This window comes from Serratia sp. (in: enterobacteria) (assembly GCF_051654945.1).
In the GTDB taxonomy this organism is placed as follows: domain Bacteria; phylum Pseudomonadota; class Gammaproteobacteria; order Enterobacterales; family Enterobacteriaceae; genus Chania.
The window spans coordinates 271,022-291,778 of record NZ_JBOFZA010000081.1 but is presented as its reverse complement, the minus strand read 5'-3'; the positions used below and the strand labels follow the sequence as shown (position 1 = coordinate 291,778).

Sequence of the window (20,757 nt, the reverse complement as noted above, 5' to 3'; positions counted from 1 at the left end):
CGCCTGTGGGCGACTCTCTTTCTCACTATCGGCCTGATGACCGTGCTGGTCAGCCAAGCCCGCGAACTGCCTGTTTTGCAGGATGGTGACCTTATTTTCCACACTTCCCGTTCGGTACAAAGCCTGGCGGTTCAGCAAGCCACCGGCTCACGTTACAGCCATATGGGGATCATTGTGCTGCGTGATGGCAAACCTTACGTATTCGAAGCGGTATCGACGGTGAAATATACGCCGTTGACCGCCTGGATCGATCGGGGAGAAAAGAAGCATTTTGTCGTCAAACGGCTGAAGAACGCCGAGCAAGTGATGACGCCGTCCGCGCAATTAAAAATACGCCAGCAGGCCAAAAGCTTTGCCGGGAAGTCCTACGACATGCAGTTTTCCTGGTCAGATGAGAAGCTATATTGCTCGGAGTTGGTGTGGAAGATTTACCAACGCGCACTAGGGATACAAATCGGCAAGCTGCAAAAAGTACGTGAATTTAACTTTGGCGCTCGCGCGGTGCAGCAGAAACTACTGGAGCGCTACGAAACGCAAATCCCCTGGGATGAGTCGGTTATTTCACCCAAGGCGATGTTTGAATCACCGCTGTTGGTCACGGTGATCGCCAATTAATGGGTTATTGGTCGAGCCATCTAATGATGCATGAAAATTCTTAATATTCAATAAAATAAGTCCCTCACCCTAACCCTCTCCCACAGGGCTGAGTGATCCCCAGTAATATGGTCAACATCCCATGACCATATTACTGTACTCTTTTCCTAACATTTTCAGTGCATTAACTATTTTTATCCTTCTCACTATTCTGGGGCGGTCTCGTAATATCTCCCAGGCAAGCCTCAGATATGACAGGACCCTCCTGTCTTTCACCGTATTTGCCTGATAATGTCGATGGAGTTGCTTCTTTTCTGCCATATACCCCGTCAGCCACATCACCAGGCTCGCCATGGCCGCCACAACACTCAGCACCTCCAGCCGCCCCTTGCCCTGACTCCGCCCATACCTCATCCCATACCCGAAGCGGTGACTCTTTTCATCACGGAAGTTCTGCTCTATCTGCATCCGACGGCTATAGAGTGTCATTATCTGAGCGGGCTCCAGACCTTCCACGTTGCTGAACAGTAGCCACGGTTCCTGCGCACTTTTTCTATGTTCTTTTTCTGTTTTTGACTGCGTCCCTTTTCCATGCCGCCCTGCCGATGGGCGCTTTTGCAGATAAAGGCTGCCACTGCAAGGGAGTTTAGGTTTACGCGCAAGCACACCATTGCCGACTTTCCGGGGGCTAGCCTCTGCCTGAAGTTCACTGACTTTCATCCAGTGTTTGCTTCCTTCAGGACAGAAGCAGATAACGCCTTTGACCCTACCTGTAAAAAACCAACCCAGTTGGCTTATATGTCTGAACCAGTCAGTTCTGAAGCCGGCATCCGTGATTATCGTGACGGATTTTCCGGCGGGAATAGCTGCATGCAGGCGGTCGAGGAAGGCGCACTGTACCTGACTGTTTTGTGCCAGTTTGGCAGGCACCACTTCGCTCATCAGCGGCAATGAACGACCATCACAGATCAAGCTGGCTCGCAACAAGTGCCAGTTTTTATCGTGCCACCCAGTCCAGTCGACAGCGATAACGCAGAACGGCATCAATGATGTGATAGCACCGGTAAGCAACTGCTGGATACGAGGAAGGTCGCGATGAAGAGCGGTATTACCGAGGGTTCGATCGGCGCGCTTGATTTTATTTTTGACGTGGGCCTTGCCTGGAAGCATGCGGCCGATGCTGGTTAGCGTCAGGTCAGCGCCGTTGCAGAGTGCAGCGGCCATATCAGTAAGTCCCTTAATACGAAAGGAATGGATACCACGTAAAGACTCGGAGAAAAATTTCTGGCAAACTGTTTGTAAAGGCACGATGAGGTCTCTTCTGTTTTGTTAGCGCAACCAGTAGATCACACTTTATCGTGCCTTTCACTTTTTTCTGGGGATACCTCAGCCCACAGGGAGAGGGGACTGTATGTGCTATAACTTAGCTCCTGTGCCTAATGACTATTATGTGCTAATCCAACGTGCCTCAGATTGCTTACCATATCTAACCGCAACGACGAACTGGCTCCCTCGCCCTTTGGGAGAGGGTTGGTGTGAGGGGATATTGGCAGAGGTTAGCTGGCGTCCTGCACCCGTAGCTCCACTTCATGCGCCTCGTCCGCCTGCGGGATCTCCAATTTACTCAGCATGCGAGCCATCGCCTCGGCCGGTACGCTATATTCCCGATCGGCATTTTGCCGCAGCCACTGGGCGTAAGGCACTTCCAGATAAACAATCTTCACCCTTGCGCCATAAGCGGTAAACAGCTCAACCAGTTGACCGCGTAGTTGCCGGGTAATATTGGTCGCATTCCAGACAAAGGGTTCACCGCGCCGCAGCAATGTTTTAGCCTGCAACTTGGCCTGCTGCACGACCCAACCGGTCGCATTTTTGTCGGCAGGCGATAACCGATGCTGGCGGCGGATATTGTCCAGACTGATGACCTCCATCCCCGCGGCATGCTCGGCGATATAGCGATCTTTGCCCATTCCCGGCAAGCCACTAAGCAGGATCACCTGGCTTTGAAATTGCTCGTAGGGAACAAAATCCACGCTGGCCTGCGAATGCGTCAGATAGTGGTAACGATGGTTATCGTTGGCAAAAGGACGCACCTGCCCCCAGCATTGCTGCTCCTGGCAAAACAGTTCAAACAGCTCGATACTCTCCAGCAAACCGTTTTGGTCTTCGCACTCACGTCCCATCACGTCCGCCCGTGCCAATATCGCCAGCAACCGCGTGTCTAACCGTAACGCTGCTAGTAACAACGCCCGCTCCGGCGATGGACGCCCCATGATCCACAACGGTAAACCATGAAAGCGCACCAAGGCCGCGATCTGTTCACGCAGTTGAAACGGCGTCACGATATCCCGATATAAAATCGCGCGTGTAGTCAGTTCCCCGCGCTTGGCATGGTTGGGCGACGTCACCGAACCATCGTCCGCAACACGCGTGGTGCTGCGTTTTTCCACATCGTGCAACAACGCTGCGGCCCAGACGACTTCCTGCTGTTGCTCTGGCAGCGCCAGATACTCCACCGCTTCGGTAAGTGCCGCCAGCACCCGCTGGGTATGAATTGCCACATCGCCTTCTGCATGGTGACGGGGATCTTGCGGCACCTGATGCATATCGGCCACCCAGCGAAATCTCTCCGCCAGCCTGCGCCACTGTTTATCTTCACTTAATCGCCACACGATCGCTCTCCTGCTGATACTCATGCGCCATACGGGCTCGTTGCCAGTTCACCGTCCAATGGCGGTCGGTTTTCACATGGTTTTTGCGCACATATTTAAAAACGTGGTGGGCAAATTGCGCCACCGGGAATTCAGCCGCATTGCGGGTGACGATCCCTTCCATGGTACAAGGCAGGCCAGTATGCACATCGTACGGTGCAAAGCTGCCTTCTCCACCTACTTGCTCAAGGATCGCCAAGCGATATTCTTTTTCCGTCCGACGCGGCACGTTCTGCACCACTTCGGGTACGCAGGCAAAATCAAATAATGCCGCGTAGAACTTCACCTCTTCCCAACTCAGCCACATATCCCGGCAGCGCACCGCGAATAAGTAAAAATCCTGCTCCAGGCCGCGATATTCAATTGAGTGCGTGGCATACAGATTCTCGCCAAACAGTTCGATATCGCCCAGGTCATTTTTAATCAGCTGCCAACGCTGGCGGATCTGGCGCGTCCAGGCAGACACCGTTGGTGCCGCATGGGATCGCGCGAATACGCCGTATTGGTTCAGACAGTTATTCTCACCATCGAGTTTTTCGGTGTGAATAAGAGAATCAATGAGCTGTATATCTTGCCAATAGTGTTTATTGATCCGATCGTCACTGGTGGTCCCCAGCGAGAACGGATAATGGTACGTCCGACCATATTTCTGCATTTCCATAACTTTTCTTCTTATTCATTGTGTTATCGGCCTGCCCCATCAGGCCGATAGTCTGGTTAAGCAACTGGCGTAAAGCCCTCGCCTTTAAATACGCGCACTGGTGAGCCACGCACGATTTGATGATGAAACATCCTGCGTTCGGCACGCTGTTGGTCCAACTGCTGCTGCTCAAGCTGTTGCAAGCGGTGAGCGATCAGCACATACGCCAAACGTTTATTGGCATGTTGGCTGCGCTCGGTTTGCACCTTGACGCTAATACCGCTGGCAATATGGGTGGCACGAATAGCCGACTCCGTTTTATTGACGTGCTGCCCACCCGGCCCGGAGGACTTCAAAGTCTCAAAGCGGATCTCGCTCTCTTTTGGCACCGCTGCCGGGGAGAAACTCGCTACACCTATGAACCAGTTCTTTCTTGAGCGTCCGGTACGCCACGGGCTTTCGCAAATCCATTGCAATGTCCCGCACCACTTGGCGGCCAATGACTCCGCCACATCCCCGTTAAGCGTCAGCAGCACCGAGCGCAAGGTACCGGAAAGGCGGCCATCTTCCCGCTCGACTTCATGCAGTTCCACCCGCATTGCCTCAGCCTCTTTATGCAGCTGACGCAGCGCCAGGCTCACCGCCAGGCAACACTCATCCGGCCCCTGGGCGGCAGAAATCTGTAACAAGATCATCCCTGCCCCCCGCTGGTTTTGTAGGTCAGCACCGGTTGCATTCGCGCCACCAGCGTGACCAATCCGGCCTGCTGCAAAGCTCCGACTACGCTATCAATCGGTTTGTAGGCTTCCGGGGCTTCCTGATAAATCAGCTGGCGGTCGCGGCAAATTACCCGGCTGCCAAAGCGGGTTCTGGCCAACTGCTCGGTGCTGAAACGCGCCGATAAGCGGTCTTTACACTCGGAGCGCATCCACTTACGCCCGGCACCGTGCGCCAGCGAATACAAACTGCTGGCGGCAGGTAGCGGTTGAACGATGTAGCTGTAATCGCCACGTGAACCCGGGATCACCACCAATCCTTCATCCGACGGCGTGGCCCCTTTACGATGCAGCCAGCCAGACACACCGTCGATAGTGGCTGCCGCCAACAGATTATGGTGGATATCCAGCAGGCAATCGCCAGCGGTTCGTAAGCGTTGCATTATCCGCTGAGCGATTAATTGACGGTTATAACCGGCAAAATCCAGCGCCTGTTGGTGCTGTTGTAAATAATCGTTGGCCGCAGCGCTATTTTCCAGCAGGCCATGATGACCATGGGCACGCACATGCTGTTCCAGTATTAACTGGCCCAAACCACGCGAGCCACTGTGCACCAGCAACATCAGACGTTTTTTATCGAGACCGGGCTGCGGCTGATATATTTCGTCGATGCGTAACAGTTCGGCAAAATGATTACCACCACCGATGGTGCCCAATGCACGCGAGTATGCACCCAGCGCCGGGGGGAATATCCCCCAACGCCTTTTGCTCTAACGGGCCGTCAATATTGCCCAGGTTTTTTTCCAGCTTATCCAGCGACTGTTTCATCGCCAGTAACTCGGTTTGCCACAGCGACATGCCGCAACCGATATCATTACCGATTAACGCCGGGTAAAAGCGATGTTGAGAAAAGAAAGCGGCACCGACCGGATAACCCCGGCCAGGATGTAAATCGGGCATCCCAACCACACGCACCATATCCGGCAGCTTGGCGGTAATTTCTAATTGTTGGATTGCATTGCCTTCAATCCAGGTGTGTTCCGACGCGATCAGTGAAACTCGCGGTGCAATAGTATTGCTCATAACCAATCCTGATTATTAAATCATGTTATTTTTTGGATTTGGCGGGCGGTAGCCCTAGCAATACCTGAAGAGCAGGAAATTATGCCTGAGGATACGACCCGCAAAGGGTAAACAGTGCTTGATAATTCATGATGTACCTCCTTTGTCGAGTGAATGAATGGGGAAAACGCGGCGATAGTACCTACAAACTACGGCGTTAGCAACGGTTGTTCACTATTGCCACAAAATATCCGCGCCGGGGGCCGGAATAAATTGATCTAAATCAAAGGTGCATTTGTTTTGCGTCTTATCGCGTGGACTCTTGTCGTCATTGTCAGTATACAAATGCAAATGGTAATCATTTGCATAATAATGTATAAGGTTTAATCATGTTGACCAGGATCTGCCAGGGGCCATTTATTCTCTCAACCCTCTCACTGTTGGTGGCGGGAACCGCCGCTGCCGACGCGACGCACAAGAAAACCACGGGCGAAGAAACGCTTGTCGTTACCACTAACCGGTCAGAAACCAGCCAGTGGGAGAGCCCGGCTACGATCCAGGTCATCGATCGCCAAACGCTGCAAAACTCCACCAATGCCTCCATCGCCGACGATTTGCAGGATATTCCCGGCGTCGAAGTCACCGATAACGCATTGGCAGGCCGCAAGCAAATCCGCATTCGCGGCGAGGCCTCTTCCCGTGTATTGATCTTGATCGATGGCCAGGAAGTCACCTACCAACGTGCCGGGCAAAATTACGGCGCGGGTCTGCTTATCGATGCCTCTGCGCTGGAACGCATTGAAGTGGTGAAGGGCCCCTACTCGGTGCTATACGGCTCACAGGCCATCGGTGGCGTAGTCAACTTCATCACCAAAAAAGGCGGTGATAAACCGCTGGCAGGTACGGTCAAAGCCGTCTACAACTCCGACACCGCTGGCTGGGAAGAATCGGCCGCCGCCTGGGGCAGCATCGAAAACTTTGATTACCGCTTCAACGGCAGCTATACCGATCAGGGCGATCGCGATACGCCAGATGGCCGCTTGCCCAACACCAACTTTCGCAATAACAGCCAGGGGTTATGGCTGGGCTATAACTTCGCGCGTCACAAAATTGGCCTCTCGCTCGATCGTTATAAGCTGGCCACACAGACCTATTTTGAGGATCCAGCAGGACAATATGACGCCTTCAGCGTCAAGATCCCGAAGCTGGAACGCGAAAAGATCGGGCTGTTTTACGACTATGACGTTGGCGGCAACTACCTGAAAACCCTTCATCTCGATGCCTATCATCAGACGATTGAGCGCCGCTTCGAAAACCAAGTCGCCACTACGCAGGCCATCCCTAGCCCGATGATCAAGGCGCTGACCATTCGCAACCAAACGCAGACCAACGACAAGCAATACACCCAGGGCGTGACGCTACAAAGCAGCTTATCCTTGCCAGCCAACAATAAGCTGGTGGTCGGCACACAGTACCAGCGCGACAAGGTCAAGCAAACCACCGACGGTTATACGCGCCAGACGGCGGCAACGGGGTTCTTCGATACCACCACGACCACCCTTTCCCATAATGAATCGCAGCAGAGTAACGTTTCCCTGTTCGCACAAAATGACTGGCGGCTCGCCGATAACTGGACCTGGACCTTGGGTGCCCGCCAATACTGGCTTTCCTCCAAGCTGACCGAGGGCAACTCACAAACCACCCAGAGCGGTATCGTCAGCAATAGGTCCATCACAGGGGATGCCATTCATGATAATGAGTTCGTCACCGCCACCAGCCTGCGTTATTCCGGCTTTGATAACCTCGAACTGCGCGCAGCCTTCGCCCAAGGCTATGTGTTCCCGACGCTCAATCAGCTGTTTATGCAAACGTCGGCGGGCGGTAGCGTCACCTATGGCAACCCGGATCTGAAGGCGGAGCACTCCAATAACTATGAGCTGGGAGCGCGCTATAAAGGCAATCTGTGGCTCATTGACGGCGCTATCTACTACTCCGAGGCCAAAGACTATATCGCGAATATCGCCTGTGCGGGCAAAGCCCTTTGCGAAGGGAACAACAACTCTTCACGCGGCGGTTATTACTACTACGACAACGTGGATCGGGCCAAAACCTGGGGGATGGAGCTGACGGCCGAGTACAACGGCTGGGCCGTTTCCCCTTATCTGAGCGGCAACCTCATCCGCCGTCAGTACCAAGGCCAGTCACTCACCACCTGGGATACCGGAGAACCGGCGGTCACAGGCCGCGTGGGGGCGAAACATACGCTGATCCATAACGCGGCGAACATGACCTCAGATCTGTTTATTCGTGCGGCCTCCAAAGCCAAAGACAGCACCGGCGCAACGGAGCTGCGCTACCCTGGCTGGGCAACGCTGAACCTGGCTTTCAATACCGAGTTTGGTCCGCAGGAGCAGTATCAAGTCAATCTCGCGCTCAATAACCTGACCAATAAACGCTACCGCACGGCCCATGAATCTATCCCCGCCGCGGGCTTCAACACCGCCGTCGGCTTTGCCTGGAATTTCTGATGAAAACGCTAATCTGTGGATTACTGCTGCTGAGCTGCTCATTCGGCTCATTGGCAGCCGAACGTCTGGTGGTGGCAGGTGGTTCGATCACCGAACTGATTTATGCCATGGGTGCTGGCCAACGCGTTGTCGGGGTGGATGAAACCACCACCTTCCCAGCGGAAACCGCCGCGCTGCCGCATATCGGCTACTGGCAGCAGTTGAGCAGCGAGGGCATTTTATCGCTGCGCCCAAGCAGCTTTATCACCTGGCAGGACGCAGGCCCGCACTTCGTGCTGGATCAGCTCCGCACGCAACAGGTCAAGGTGACTACGCTGCCGCGCATCCCTGCCACCGTAGAGCAGATGTACCAAAATATTCAAACGCTGGCGACAGCCCTCAATACCGTCGAGCAAGGGGATGCTCTGGTGCAAAACCTGCGCCAGCGGCTGGATAAGGTGAAGCAAAGCGCGGCGGCCAAAGCCAGCCCGGTCAAGGCGATGTTTATTCTGTCCGCTGGCGGTGGCACACCACAGGTGGCGGGGAAAGGGAGCGTAGCCGATGCCATTATGACGCTAGCCGGGGCACGCAACGTTGCGCAGCACTCGCAGTATATGAATTACGGTGCCGAATCGCTGATCGCCACCAACCCAGAGGTGATCATCGTGACGTCACAGATGACCGAGGGGGATCTCAATCGGCTCAGTGCCATTCCCGGACTCACCCGCACCGCCGCGTGGAAAAATCAGCGCATCGTCGTCATCGATCAGGCGTTAATTCTTGGAATGGGTCCACGCGTCGCCGATGCGGTGGAGAGCCTACATCGCCAGTTCTGGCCGCAATAAAGGAACTCGAAGTCATCACTATGTTGAAAAATAACCCTGAGCTGGATTTAACCCCGCATTTTGCGCTGGCAGGCAATCAACCGTTTAAAGATCGTCGTGCCATGATGCCGTTGCGCGGCGCGATCCCGGTAGAAAAAACGCTGCTGGCACAAACCTGGCAAAACGTGATTGGTCAGGCCACGCCCCTTCGCAAGCGTCTGGTGTATCTACACATTCCATTTTGTGCCACCCACTGCACCTTCTGCGGTTTTTATCAGAACCGTTTCGAAGAAGATCACTGCACGCGCTACACCGATGCGCTGCTGCGCGAAATCGACATGGAGGCGGACAGCCCGCTGCACCAGTCTGCACCGATCCATGCCGTCTATTTTGGCGGCGGGACACCTTCGGCGCTTTCCGCACGGGATCTGGCTCGCATCATCACCGCGCTGCGCGAACGCCTGCCGCTGGCCCCGGACTGTGAAATCACCATCGAAGGACGGGTGCTGAACTTTGATGATGAGCGGATTGACGCCTGCCTGGACGCTGGGGCCAACCGCTTTTCAATCGGCATTCAGTCGTTTAACAGCAAAATTCGCAAAAAAATGGCCCGCACCTCCGACGGCGCAAGCGCCATCGCGTTTATGGAGGGCTTGGTACGCCGTGACCGCGCCGCCGTGGTCTGCGATTTACTGTTCGGCTTACCCGGCCAGGATGCCAAACTTTGGGGTGAAGATCTGGCCATTGCCCGCGATATCGGCCTGGACGGCGTCGATCTCTACGCCCTCAATCTGCTGCCGAATACGCCGCTCGGCAAGGCGGTAGAAGCTGGCCGCACCACGGTGCCCTCACCTGCCGAACGGCGCGATCTCTATTTGCAGGGCTGCGACTTTATGGATCTGGCCGGCTGGCGCTGCATCAGCAACAGCCACTGGGCGCGCACCACGCGAGAGCGCAATTTGTACAACCTGCTGATCAAGCAAGGTGCAGACTGCCTGGCCTTCGGTTCCGGCGCGGGAGGGTCGGTCAACGGCTATTCCTGGATGATCGAGCGCAATCTCACCGCCTGGCATGACGCGATCGCGACGGGCAACAAGCCGCTGATGATGATGATGCGTACCTCTGGTGGCCGCAGCCAATGGCGCCATCCGCTACAGGCTGGCGTAGAAAACGCCCGCGTACCGCTGGACGAACTGACTCCGCATGCGCAACGGCTGAAGCCGCTGCTCGCACAGTGGCATCAGGCGGGCCTGACCCGCGACGCCTCAACCTGCCTGCGCCTGACCAATGAAGGGCGCTTCTGGGCAAGCAATATTTTGCAGTCTCTTGATGAACTGCTGCAACAACTGGACCTGCCGCCGATTGCGGTAGCAACACCCTAACAGGAGTAAATGATGAGTCATGTTTCTTTAGCGGATTTTCTCGCCACCGAGCCGGATGGCACGCTGGAAGCCATCGCCGGGCAGTATCAAACCACGCTGCTGGAGGTGATTAAACATTTGCCTGACCACACCCTGGTGGCTGGCGATAAGTTTGACACCGTTTGGGATGCCGTCTGTACCTGGGGCAAAGTGACCACGTTGGTGCATACCGCCGACGTCATTCTAGAGTTTTCCGGCGAGTTGCCTTCCGGTTTCCATCGCCACGGCTACTTCAACCTGCGTGGCAAACAGGGGATGACCGGCCATATCAAAGCGGAAAACTGCACGCACATCGCCCTGGTGGAACGCAAGTTTATGGGCATGGATACCGCCTCGATCCTGTTCTGCAATCAGGCCGGCTGCGCCATGTTCAAAATTTTCCTCGGCCGTGACGAACATCGTCAGTTGCTGGCAGAACAGCTTGATGCTTTCCGCACGCTGGCCGCCGCCCTCAAGGGGGAAACAGCATGAAGCCGTGGTTGATTTTTGGTGCTGGGGGCAAGGGAGTGGGGGCGCTGACTCTGGAACTTGCGCTAGCGGAACAGCGTCCGGTAGTTGCGGTGGTACGCAACCCCGATGCCGCAGCTCGCCTACGGGAGAGAGGCGTGCTGGTTTATCTCGGCGATGCTTGTGATGCTGACGTGGTCGCGAGTGCCTGCAAAGCCGCAGGTAGCGATGCGACGATCGTTTCATCCATGGGCGGCGCACAAGATTATCTGGCCCACCGGACGGTGATTGATACCGCGGAACAATGCGGGATTTCACGTATGATCCTCGTCACTTCACTTGGCTGTGGCGATGGCTGGCTGTTCTTATCGCCTCGCGCCAAAGCGGGGTTTGGTCAGGCAGTACGTGAAAAATCGCTGGCGGAGAGTTGGTTACAGACCAGTACGCTGGATCACGCGATCCTGCGCCCAGGCGGGTTGCTGAACGGTAATGCCACCGGCAACGCACAGCGTTTCCAAGGGCAGGAAGTTCATGGCTTTGTGATGCGCGCGGACGTTGCCGCGCACGTCCAGCAACTGGCGAAGGCCCCCACGCTCGGCCAGCAGGTTTACAGCCTGGTTGAACCAGGTCTTAAGCCCGCATAATCCCTCTTGGCTTAATGCTGAATAACCTATGGCAGACAGGCTGGTTCTCTGAACAGCCTGTTACTCTATCAGGTTCAGACATCTTTAATTCTCGCCCCGCGTAAATTACGCCAGACCCTACCTGTCAAAACTGCCAGCTATACATAATTCCGCAACTTGCTATCCTGACTTTAGTTTACAGCATCTTCAAAAGACTTGGCGGAAATAAAAATGGCAGGTTTAGAAACCAAGACTGACTTTAAGTTATTTACTCACAAGAATAATGCAAGTGAGATTTTCATCAAGCATATGGATATAATTGATGAAAATAATTTCATAGTCAAGTTTCGTATTTATCACAAGCATAAGAATTATGATGATGTCACCACGACACCAGAGTTAATAAATCCGATGTACTTACTTGAATGTTGCAGACAAGCAGAAACTTATATTGTTCACAAAGCTTTCTGCCTACCAACCTCCTTTCGATTCATCCTGAAATCATGGTGGTTATCACTTATCAAGGAAAATAACGAAAAGATAAAAAAGACTAACCACGATAGTATTACCATTCACATAAAATCAGTAAGCCCTATATCTACAAGTATAAAACTACGGAGCAATAGTTATCTTTTTATTATTAAAGTCGGTGAGGTACCTATTGGTGAAGCTGGTTTTAATGTAAGTTATATTCCAGGGGAGATTTACCTTAAATTAAGAGGGGGATTATCGAGCGATAATCGCCAAAAAGAAAATGAAAGTATTGCGCTACAAGCTAAAAGCTTGGGGTATAAATCACAGATAAACGCAATGATCTATAACCCTGTTTTTGAGAACAAGATATGCCAGGCAACATTACACATCTCAGAGGATAACACCACTTACAACGATCACTACCAGGATCATGTTACTGGTATAAATCTGGTTGAAGCGACAAAACAGTTCTGCTTTTACTATCTGTCAGAGGTGATACATAGTGACATCTCCGGTTTTTCCATTACTAATTTACACACGACGTTTGAGAAATATATTGAGAATAACTTACTCACTTTCTTAGTCATAGAAAACGTTAAAAGACATGATGATGGGAGGTACGAGTTTATTGTGAGTGTAATACAAGAGGGAAAATGTAAAGCACTCTGTGTAATAAAATTAGGAGGGCTATTAAAATGAACAAAATTGCTACAGAAATCACTGGCATTCTTTATAATGAAATTGGTATTACTGCGAATGATAACGCAATGAATACATCATTTCTTGATCTTGGTTTAGATTCAATCGCCTTAATAGAATTTCAGTTCGTTGTCGCGAAACACTATGGAATTGATGAAGGCGAACTCAATTTAATCATTGAGGATTCACTGGGTGTCTTAGAGCACAGACTGCTAAAATTGGATAAAGGAATAGGCGAATGCGCAATTCCGTTGTCATAACAGGGCTAGGAACCATTGGATCCGCAGGGCTTACGGTAAGCGAAAGCTGGGAAACGTTAAAGCAAGGAAAATGCACTGCACAATATGATAAAAGGCTCGAAGGCTTGGGAGTCTCTCTCTGTTGCCCCGTTTCTGATTTTCAACCCGAAAAATTTATCAGTAAGTCAATACTATGGAGAACGGATAAATTTATACATCTGGCATTGATTGCCGCTCATCAAGCAATAACTGACTCTGGGCTTCGGCTTGCGACAACTGACAAGAGTCGCATCGGTATTGTTCTTGGTAACTCACTCGCAGGGATATCCAGTATAGAAAAGGCATACAATGACGTGGCATCTGACGGATTCGGCTCAGTTCGTGCTGCGATAATACCAGCAAGCATGGCAAATATGGCTGCAGGGCATATTGCGATTCAATACGGCATCACTGGACCAACACTAACCATTGGCAGTGCTTGTGCATCAGGAGCAGATGCGATCGGCCTGGCTAAAAAGATGATTGAAAATAATGAATGTGACATTGTGATTGCTGGTGCTAGTGAAGCCCCCATCACCTCATTGATTATTTCATCCTTTGCCAGATTAGGTGCTTTATCAACGAATAATAATCCGCTTCACGCCTCCAGACCCTTCGATCAGGAAAGGGATGGGTTTGTCATTTCAGAAGGTGCTGGCTTGCTGGTTTTAGAAAATAAAGTACATGCAGAGGCAAGAAAAGCCGAAATTTATGCCGTCGTTTCCGGTTATGGAACATCAAATGATGCCTATCATGTTACCTCTCCAGATCCACAAGGTGCAGGATTAAAGCAAGCAATTACCAAGGCATTACGAGATGCCGCCTTAAGACCAGAGGAAATCGATTGTATTAATGCTCATGGTACATCGACACCATTAAACGATCGAATAGAAAGTAACGTCATTGATGATATATTTGGTAGAAATACCAAGGTTACGTCAACGAAGGGAGCCACGGGTCATTGCCTTGCTGCAGCTGGAGCTATAGAGGCCATCTTTTCAGTTCTCACGCTTAAAAATAATTTTATTCCTGGGGTTGTTGGCTTAGAACATATTGATAGTGAAATTAAAATATCGATAGTGGAGTCCTCGGGAGTAAATATTAAAATCAATTCAGTATTAAGCAACTCCATCGGCTTTGGTGGGCAAAATTCTTCTTTGGTTTTTCAAAAATACAATAAGGAACTCATATGAGCAATTTAAAAAAGATCAAACTATTTGCAATTGATAGTGATGGCGTATTACTAAATGACACCTATAGTCCCGCGATAAAAAACTTTGTCGAAAAACATAACACTCCTTATACCGCACTGATTGAGAGGCATGTTTGGGGTTCACCACAACTTACAGCTGGCCATAATCTCGCCCTCGCATGTAAATTGCCATTTTCTGGTGAGAAGACTATCGCAGACTTTTTCGAAGAGAGAGAAAAATATCTAAAAGATCATCCTGTTGCGGTTTTGAACAATATTGAAGGAACTCTGTCAATGTTAGCTTCCACAGGGGCAAAAATTGTTAGTTATGGTGGTCGTAACAAAGAATATAGCTTTGACAAATTTCTTGGAAATTATAGAGGCTACTTTGATAAAGAGGTTCCTTATGTCGATATTAATGCCTTTAGGCCAGGAGTGCATGAGATAGTAAAAGAAATATTCAACTATAATTATGATGAGGTTGTTTTTATTGATGATATTAACCGAGTGGCCGAGGTTTGCAAAGATTTCAATGCTGGATTTATCGGTATACCCGCCAGGATGGAGCATAACTTCCAGCTGGAAGAAATGAAAAACACCGGTGTTAAATTTAGCTTCGCCAACTTTAGTGACATCAGTTTAGAAACCGTTAACCAGCTCGATGAACTCATGACACTATCGAACCATTGGGATTAATTTAATATTTGCGGCCATCAGGTAATACAGGGTTAAAATGAACAGTAAGATACTCAATTTTTTATTACCAATCATATGTGGCCTGACCGCCGCAAATATGTACTACATCCAATCACTAGTCCCTGCCCTGACCGACAATTTGAATGTAAGTTATAAATTAGCCTCAATGATTTACACCTCATCACTCATTGGCAACGCCATATCGCTAATATTTATCGCTCCATTAGGGGATTTTATTAATAGAAAATCCATGATGTGTAAACTTTATATGCTGCTGGTACTGGCAACGTTATTATTCTATTTAAGCACAAATATATATGTTCTACTGGCTATAGCTTTTTTAATTGGCATCGGGGTTTCAGTAATCCCAATAATTATATCTTACCTAAGCACGAACAAAATATCCGGTATAAATTCCATCGGGAAAATCATGGCAGGTATTTTGTTAGGCGCGCTCTTATCTCGTTTTTTTGCCAGCACATTTGAAACTTTATGGGGCTGGAAGTCCATATACCTATTCGCCGCTGTCTGCATGCTACTCTCATTATTCTTTATTTTTATTTTCCTACCCGAAGACAGTGGAATAAAACCACAAAGAGACAAGTATATTAATGTCATCAAAGGTACATTCTCCCTGCTAATTTCAGACCAAAGAATAAGGCGCTATAGTTTCCTTGGCTTTATGGTTATGGCGGTTTTTGCCTCTTTCTGGAACAACATTTCCATATATCTTTATAAAAATTTCGAAATGAATCAGTTCAATATCGGTCTGTTCTCGTTAACTGGTGTTGCAGGAGCCTCAGCAGCGCTCGGTGCAAACAAGATTTTAAAAAGTATAAATTATAATAGTAAATTACTCTGTTTCCTATTGGCACTTTCATTCCTGTTACTTTGGTTCACCTCAGCCAACCTCATCGTATTGGCTGTAGGTGCTTTATTTCTTGATGCTTTTATTCAGTTAATACACGTCAATAATCAGATTAATATGTACAAATTTTGCAAAGGCAATGAGTCACGGGCAGCAAGTTGTTACATGACATTATTTACACTCGGTGGAGCCTGCGGGGCCAAGCTCTCTTCAGTTATCTATTTGACGTATGGCTGGGAGGGTCTCTGCATGCTCTGCATGGCTATAGCAATAATTTGCTTTATACCTAAAAATAATCAGCGAGATATCTTATGACCAATACACTAGCAACATCAGAAAATCGAGAACGCTTGAATTACTACCTCTCATTAATGACCGGAGACGAAAAGCATGCTCTTTCATCTATTTCAACATTAGATGTCATATGGGTTTTATATGAAAAAATATTAAACATATCTCCTGAACAGGTGGCAAGCGATCTTCGAGACAGATTTTTTCTCTCCAAAGGACATGGTCCAATGGCCCTATATGCTGTACTCGCACTTAAAGGGTTTATTTCCCCGGATATTTTAAACACCTATGGCGAATTCAATAGCGTTTTGGGCTACCACCCAGACAGGACAAAACTCTGTTGTATTGAAATATCGAGTGGTTCGCTGGGGCATGGTTTATCTATGGCTATTGGTTCATTATTGGCATTAAAAGCAAGAATGATATATGGCCCCTCACATTGGGTTTTGTTAGGTGACGCGGAATTAGATGAGGGATCCAACCATGAAGCAATCGTGTTTGCCGGACGAAAATTTTTGAATGATCTTAATGTTGTTGTCATCGATAATGACTCTTCAACATTAGGCTGGCCGGGAGGCATCGGGAATCGATTTAAAATTGAGGGTTGGGAGGTAAGCTATGTCGATGGCCGTGATCATCAAGCGCTGTATACGGCTTTTACAAAAAAACATCCTGCTAAACCCCATGCCATCATTGCCACAGTTGAAACCAAATCAGGTCACCCCAGAAGAATTACATCAGGAGTCTCATTATGAAAAAAGTAATCACTTGGGAACAGCGCTTTGCCGATATCAATATTATGAGGCAACGCTTTGCTGTAGTAATGTCTGAATTGATTGAATCTAATTCTAATGTAGTTCTCGTTTTAGCCGATATTACAGCTGAGCGATTTCAAGATGTTTCCAATCGTTTTCCAGATAGGGTAATTAATGTCGGCATTAGAGAACAACTCATGATAGATATGGTTAGTGGGATGGCTCTGGCTGGGTTACGGCCATTTGCTCATACTTTTGCCAGCTTTTTGATTGAAAGACCCTTTGAACAAATAAAAATTGCACTAAATCATCAAAACATTGGTGCCGTACTGGTCAGTGCTGGGGGATCCTATGATCTATCGGTGGATGGCAGAACACATCAGTCACCTGCTGATGTCGCCTTATTAAGTACTTTGGCAAACTGGAATATCTACATCCCAGGACATGCAGAAGAAGCAGAACGAGCTCTCAGGACCGTCGCAGAAGGTACGGGTTGTGATTATATCCGGCTGTCGACAGAGTGCAATCATCATCCTTACTGGAAAGGAGAAAAAAGTTTTATCACATTAAAAGAAGGAGAGTTAGGAACCGTTATCGCAGTTGGCCCAGTTGCAGATAAGGTCATTGCGGCAACCAAAAACCTAAATGTCACTATTCTATATGCGCCTTTTATTCGACCATTCGATAGTGAAACACTTCTGAAAACTTTATCGCTACCCTCTATTGCCATAGTCGAGCCTTATCTAGTCGGAACGTCGAGCAACCTAATTTCAGCAGCATTGATGCATATTCCACACAGGATCCTTTCGCTTGGGGTCGGATTGGAGGAGTTGAGGAAATTTGGTACGCCTGATGAACATATTCAACATCATGGATTGGATAAGGAAAACATACAAAATAAACTCGAACAATTTTTCAATAATCACAGCAGCTAAATAGATAAACTCCGTTGTAACAGGCGGAGAAAAAACCGCTATTATATCAGCCCTAACTTTGCAGCTTTGAATATTGCGTACTTAACCGTTGAAACCTCTAGTCGGCAAAGGATATTATCGACATGAAACCTGACTGTCCTCTCGCTAATTTCAAGTGCATCACCGATAATTTCATAAGTTTTCCCTAGCTTGAGTAAATTTAGAACCTCTTTTTCTCTCAGAGTAAAATTTATCGCATCATCGTGACTATTAATAGACTCAAAAAAAGTGAGAATGTCATACTGTATTTTAATTTTATTGGCTTGAAAAAAGTCAATAAAATCTTGTTCGCAGTTATCCAGGTAGATGTTGAAAAGAACCAGGTTGGAGTTGATATTGACGATAAACGTCGCTCCCATCTTGATGCCATACTTTATTGACATGGACTGCACATGAGCCGTGTTGATATCCTTAGAGTACCAAATAAACGGTATGACCTTATCTTTTGCCTTCAGCACAATTTCGCTGTTAACATCCAGTTTATTGCACAAAAAATCTTCTTCCCATGACCTCGGCAGGTTTGAGTAGACCCTGTTATTATGAAAGGTGCTAACAACAACCACAGAGTAATAGCCAACGCCAATATCACTAACATAAGCATCAAAAAATGCCTTTATTCTTTTATGATTTAGCATATCAAATATCCATTTTAACCATAAAAAACCTAAAGGCAGTGTAAACCCTTAATGGTGCAATTGACAGAACCCCATCACTCCGCTAATGCACGCATTACCTTGATCAAATCCGCTTTGCCTTCAAAACCAATCCCCGGCAGTTCAGGCATGACGATGTGGCCGTCTTCCACCTGTACCGAGTCCGGGAAGCCACCGTAAGGCTGGAACAGATCCGGGTAGCTTTCATTGCCCCCCAACCCCAGGCCAGCGGCAATATTCAGTGACATCTGGTGACCGCCGTGCGGAATACAGCGCGAGGCAGACCAACCGAACTGCTCAAGCACCTCCAGCGTGCGCAGATATTCCACCAGCCCGTAGGAAAGCGCGCAGTCAAATTGCAGGTAGTCCCGATCGGGGCGCATGCCACCGTAACGCAGCAGATTGCGGGCATCCTGGTGGGAAAACAGGTTCTCCCCGGTCGCCATTGGCCCCGGATAAAACTCCGCCAGCGCGGCCTGTAAGGCATAATCCAACGGATCGCCCACCTCTTCATACCAGAACAGCGGATACTCCCGCAGCATCTTGGCGTAGGCAATCCCGGTCTCCAGATCAAAGCGACCATTGGCATCCACGGCTAGCCGCGCCTCGTTGCCAATCTCTTGCAATACGGCCTCAATACGACGGCGATCTTCCTCCAGCGGCGCACCACCAATTTTCATTTTCACCACGTTGTAGCCGCGATCCAGATAGCTACGCATCTCCTGACGCAGCGCAGTGAGGTCTTTACCTGGATAGTAATAACCACCGGCTGCATAGACAAACACCCGTGGATTAGCCACCGTGCCCTTCATGTCCGCTAACAGGCGAAACAACGGCTTACCGGCAATTTTAGCGGTGGCATCCCAGATGGCCATATCTAACGTCCCCACGGCTACCGAACGCTCGCCATGGCCACCGGGCTTTTCATTGACCATCATCGCCTGCCAGACCCGGTGCGGATCGAGGTTGTCGCTCCGTTGATTGAGCAAATTCTCCGGTTCCGCCTGCAAAATGCGATCGCGGAAACGCTCACGGATCAGCCCCCCTTGCCCATACCGTCCGTTGGAGTTAAAGCCATAACCCACCACCCGGCGGCCATCGACCACGACATCGGTCACGACTGCGACCAGGCTGGTGGTCATCTTACTGAAATCGATATAGGCATTTCTGATCGGCGAAGCAATCGGCTTGGTGATTTCCACAACGTCGGTGATACGCATTGTTCTCTCCAGCAATCGTTATTTAACAGCGTTGAGCTGAGTGGTATTGATGCCTTTTATGCATTTTCATGCTGCTTGTTAGCCCCGATAGTAAGCGCGTAAAATCCCACTATCCAATGCGAAATAAGGATGGCTGTAATGCACAATCGGCATAACTTGGAACTGACCTGGCTGGAGGATTGCGTGGCGCTGGCCGCTACCCTCAATTTCTCCCAGGCCGCCGTGGCACGCTATGTCACCCAACCGGCATTTAGCCGTCGCATTCAGTCGCTTGAGGAATGGGTAGGCACGCCACTTTTCGAACGCAATCGGCGAAGGGTTGCTCTTACCAAGGCCGGTGAAGTTTTTTGCCGGCAGGCTCCCGAGCTGCTCAGAACGCTGTATGCGTTAAGGAACGAAACCCTGAATGCCACCGGACAGCATCAACCAGACGTCGTATTTGCAGCCACCCACGCCCTGTCGTTCTCTTTCTTTCCGGCGCTGTTGCGGCGTAATGAAAAGATGGCCAGATCGGGTTCTTTCAGGCTGCTTTCCGATACGTTAACAGCCTGTGAGGATCTGCTGGCCCGGGGTGAGGCGCAATTTTTGCTCTGCCATTATCACCCGCAGATGCAGATGGCTCTCGCACCGGAAAAATTTGTGAGTCTCCGCCTGGGAGAAGATCGGCTATTACCTTACAGCAAGGCATTACCCGGCTCATCGGCCCCTTTGTGGGAGATTGGGCAGGGAAAAGAATTCCCGTATCTGACGTTTAGCAATGACTCTGGGCTGGGGCGAATTATCGCCAACAGCGCGGCGGTCAACCGTGCCAAACGGGGGATGGCGGTGGTTTTCACTTCGGACTTGGCCGCCACGTTACTGGCTATGGTGGCGGCTGGAGATGGCGTGGCCTGGTTGCCGCAATCTCTGGCCGAAGCCGACGTTGAGAGCGGCAAGATTGTGGTCGCAGCCGACAATCCTGGCGACCTGTGCCTGCCGATAGAAATCCGGATCTACCGGCCAGCGAGTAAAATGGCCCCCTCCGTTGAGGCGCTATGGCAGCTATTTGCCGATGACGGCAACTCCCCTCACCCTAACCCTCGCCCTGTGGGAGAGGGTTAGGGTGAGGGAAA

At 50.0% G+C, this 20,757-nt stretch carries 20 protein-coding genes and 1 pseudogene; 14 read left to right on the top strand and 7 right to left on the bottom strand.

Features of this window, described 5'->3' with window-relative positions; all coding sequences use genetic code 11:
* Positions 1 to 36 precede the first annotated feature (36 nt).
* Positions 37 to 615 (top strand): YiiX family permuted papain-like enzyme, encoded by a 579-nt coding sequence (locus ACRDCA_RS17770; protein ID WP_438691002.1) that lies wholly within the window; start codon positions 37 to 39, stop codon positions 613 to 615.
* 111 nt (positions 616 to 726) lie between these two features.
* Here ACRDCA_RS17770 and ACRDCA_RS17765 read toward each other — a convergent pair whose 3' ends face one another.
* The 5 genes and pseudogenes from ACRDCA_RS17765 to ACRDCA_RS17745 all read right to left on the bottom strand — a co-directional run bounded on the left by ACRDCA_RS17765 (position 727) and on the right by ACRDCA_RS17745 (position 5,744).
* Entirely contained in the window at positions 727 to 1,818 is a 1,092-nt protein-coding gene (locus ACRDCA_RS17765) for an IS4 family transposase (protein ID WP_438690726.1), read from the bottom strand.
* A 332-nt stretch (positions 1,819 to 2,150) separates the two neighbouring features.
* Entirely contained in the window at positions 2,151 to 3,269 is a 1,119-nt protein-coding gene (locus ACRDCA_RS17760) for an AAA family ATPase (RefSeq protein WP_438691001.1), read from the bottom strand.
* Positions 3,250 to 3,966, bottom strand: a complete 717-nt coding sequence (locus ACRDCA_RS17755) for an RNA ligase family protein (RefSeq protein WP_438690725.1) — start codon at positions 3,964 to 3,966, stop codon at positions 3,250 to 3,252. Before ACRDCA_RS17755 ends, ACRDCA_RS17760 begins: the two co-directional genes overlap by 20 nt.
* Positions 3,967 to 4,022: 56 nt before the next feature.
* Positions 4,023 to 4,640, bottom strand: coding sequence for a peptide chain release factor H (gene prfH, locus ACRDCA_RS17750; RefSeq protein WP_438690724.1), 618 nt, complete (start codon positions 4,638 to 4,640; stop codon positions 4,023 to 4,025).
* A pseudogene (locus ACRDCA_RS17745) lies at positions 4,637 to 5,744 on the bottom strand (RNA ligase RtcB family protein). Before ACRDCA_RS17745 ends, prfH begins: the two are co-directional and overlap by 4 nt.
* 368 nt (positions 5,745 to 6,112) lie before the next feature.
* Between ACRDCA_RS17745 and ACRDCA_RS17740 the strand changes: the two are divergent.
* The 12 genes from ACRDCA_RS17740 (at position 6,113) to ACRDCA_RS17685 (ending at position 17,733) form a co-directional block, all read left to right on the top strand.
* Positions 6,113 to 8,251: a TonB-dependent receptor plug domain-containing protein gene (locus ACRDCA_RS17740; protein WP_438690723.1), complete on the top strand. Its 2,139-nt coding sequence runs from the start codon at positions 6,113 to 6,115 to the stop codon at positions 8,249 to 8,251.
* Complete coding sequence (locus ACRDCA_RS17735) at positions 8,251 to 9,075, top strand: heme/hemin ABC transporter substrate-binding protein (RefSeq protein WP_438690722.1); 825 nt, start codon at positions 8,251 to 8,253, stop codon at positions 9,073 to 9,075. The genes ACRDCA_RS17740 and ACRDCA_RS17735 overlap by 1 nt, the downstream gene beginning before the upstream one ends.
* A 20-nt stretch (positions 9,076 to 9,095) precedes the next feature.
* On the top strand, positions 9,096 to 10,436 hold the full coding sequence (hutW, locus tag ACRDCA_RS17730) for a heme anaerobic degradation radical SAM methyltransferase ChuW/HutW (protein WP_438690721.1): 1,341 nt from the start codon (positions 9,096 to 9,098) through the stop codon (positions 10,434 to 10,436).
* A gap of 12 nt (positions 10,437 to 10,448) precedes the next feature.
* On the top strand, positions 10,449 to 10,946 hold the full coding sequence (gene hutX, locus ACRDCA_RS17725) for a heme utilization cystosolic carrier protein HutX (RefSeq protein ID WP_438691000.1): 498 nt from the start codon (positions 10,449 to 10,451) through the stop codon (positions 10,944 to 10,946).
* The gene (chuY, locus tag ACRDCA_RS17720) at positions 10,943 to 11,566 is read left to right on the top strand and encodes an anaerobilin reductase (protein WP_438690720.1); all 624 of its coding nucleotides are present in this window, start codon (positions 10,943 to 10,945) and stop codon (positions 11,564 to 11,566) included. Before hutX ends, chuY begins: the two co-directional genes overlap by 4 nt.
* 210 nt (positions 11,567 to 11,776) lie before the next feature.
* Positions 11,777 to 12,718 (top strand): AfsA-related hotdog domain-containing protein, encoded by a 942-nt coding sequence (locus ACRDCA_RS17715; RefSeq protein ID WP_438690719.1) that lies wholly within the window; start codon positions 11,777 to 11,779, stop codon positions 12,716 to 12,718.
* On the top strand, positions 12,715 to 12,978 hold the full coding sequence (locus ACRDCA_RS17710) for an acyl carrier protein (RefSeq protein ID WP_438690718.1): 264 nt from the start codon (positions 12,715 to 12,717) through the stop codon (positions 12,976 to 12,978). Before ACRDCA_RS17715 ends, ACRDCA_RS17710 begins: the two co-directional genes overlap by 4 nt.
* On the top strand, positions 12,957 to 14,189 hold the full coding sequence (locus tag ACRDCA_RS17705) for a beta-ketoacyl-[acyl-carrier-protein] synthase family protein (RefSeq protein ID WP_438690717.1): 1,233 nt from the start codon (positions 12,957 to 12,959) through the stop codon (positions 14,187 to 14,189). Before ACRDCA_RS17710 ends, ACRDCA_RS17705 begins: the two co-directional genes overlap by 22 nt.
* Positions 14,186 to 14,884 (top strand): HAD family hydrolase, encoded by a 699-nt coding sequence (locus ACRDCA_RS17700; protein WP_438690716.1) that lies wholly within the window; start codon positions 14,186 to 14,188, stop codon positions 14,882 to 14,884. Before ACRDCA_RS17705 ends, ACRDCA_RS17700 begins: the two co-directional genes overlap by 4 nt.
* Before the next feature lie 37 nt (positions 14,885 to 14,921).
* Positions 14,922 to 16,067 (top strand): MFS transporter, encoded by a 1,146-nt coding sequence (locus ACRDCA_RS17695; protein WP_438690715.1) that lies wholly within the window; start codon positions 14,922 to 14,924, stop codon positions 16,065 to 16,067.
* Complete coding sequence (locus ACRDCA_RS17690; protein WP_438690714.1) at positions 16,064 to 16,798, top strand: transketolase; 735 nt, start codon at positions 16,064 to 16,066, stop codon at positions 16,796 to 16,798. Before ACRDCA_RS17695 ends, ACRDCA_RS17690 begins: the two co-directional genes overlap by 4 nt.
* A complete protein-coding gene (locus ACRDCA_RS17685) occupies positions 16,795 to 17,733 on the top strand; it encodes a transketolase family protein (protein ID WP_438690713.1) in 939 nt (312 codons plus the stop codon). The genes ACRDCA_RS17690 and ACRDCA_RS17685 overlap by 4 nt, the downstream gene beginning before the upstream one ends.
* Positions 17,734 to 17,774: 41 nt before the next feature.
* Here ACRDCA_RS17685 and ACRDCA_RS17680 read toward each other — a convergent pair whose 3' ends face one another.
* Both ACRDCA_RS17680 and ACRDCA_RS17675 read right to left on the bottom strand, forming a co-directional pair.
* Positions 17,775 to 18,407, bottom strand: a complete 633-nt coding sequence (locus tag ACRDCA_RS17680) for a LuxR C-terminal-related transcriptional regulator (protein WP_438690712.1) — start codon at positions 18,405 to 18,407, stop codon at positions 17,775 to 17,777.
* 74 nt (positions 18,408 to 18,481) lie between these two features.
* Positions 18,482 to 19,645, bottom strand: a complete 1,164-nt coding sequence (locus ACRDCA_RS17675; RefSeq protein WP_438690711.1) for a mandelate racemase/muconate lactonizing enzyme family protein — start codon at positions 19,643 to 19,645, stop codon at positions 18,482 to 18,484.
* Between the two features lie 138 nt (positions 19,646 to 19,783).
* Here ACRDCA_RS17675 and ACRDCA_RS17670 point away from each other — a divergent pair, with 138 nt between their 5' ends.
* Positions 19,784 to 20,746 carry a LysR substrate-binding domain-containing protein gene (locus ACRDCA_RS17670; RefSeq protein ID WP_438690710.1) on the top strand — a complete coding sequence of 321 codons (963 nt, stop codon included), beginning with the start codon at positions 19,784 to 19,786 and terminating at the stop codon, positions 20,744 to 20,746.
* The last annotated feature ends 11 nt before the right edge of the window (positions 20,747 to 20,757 follow it).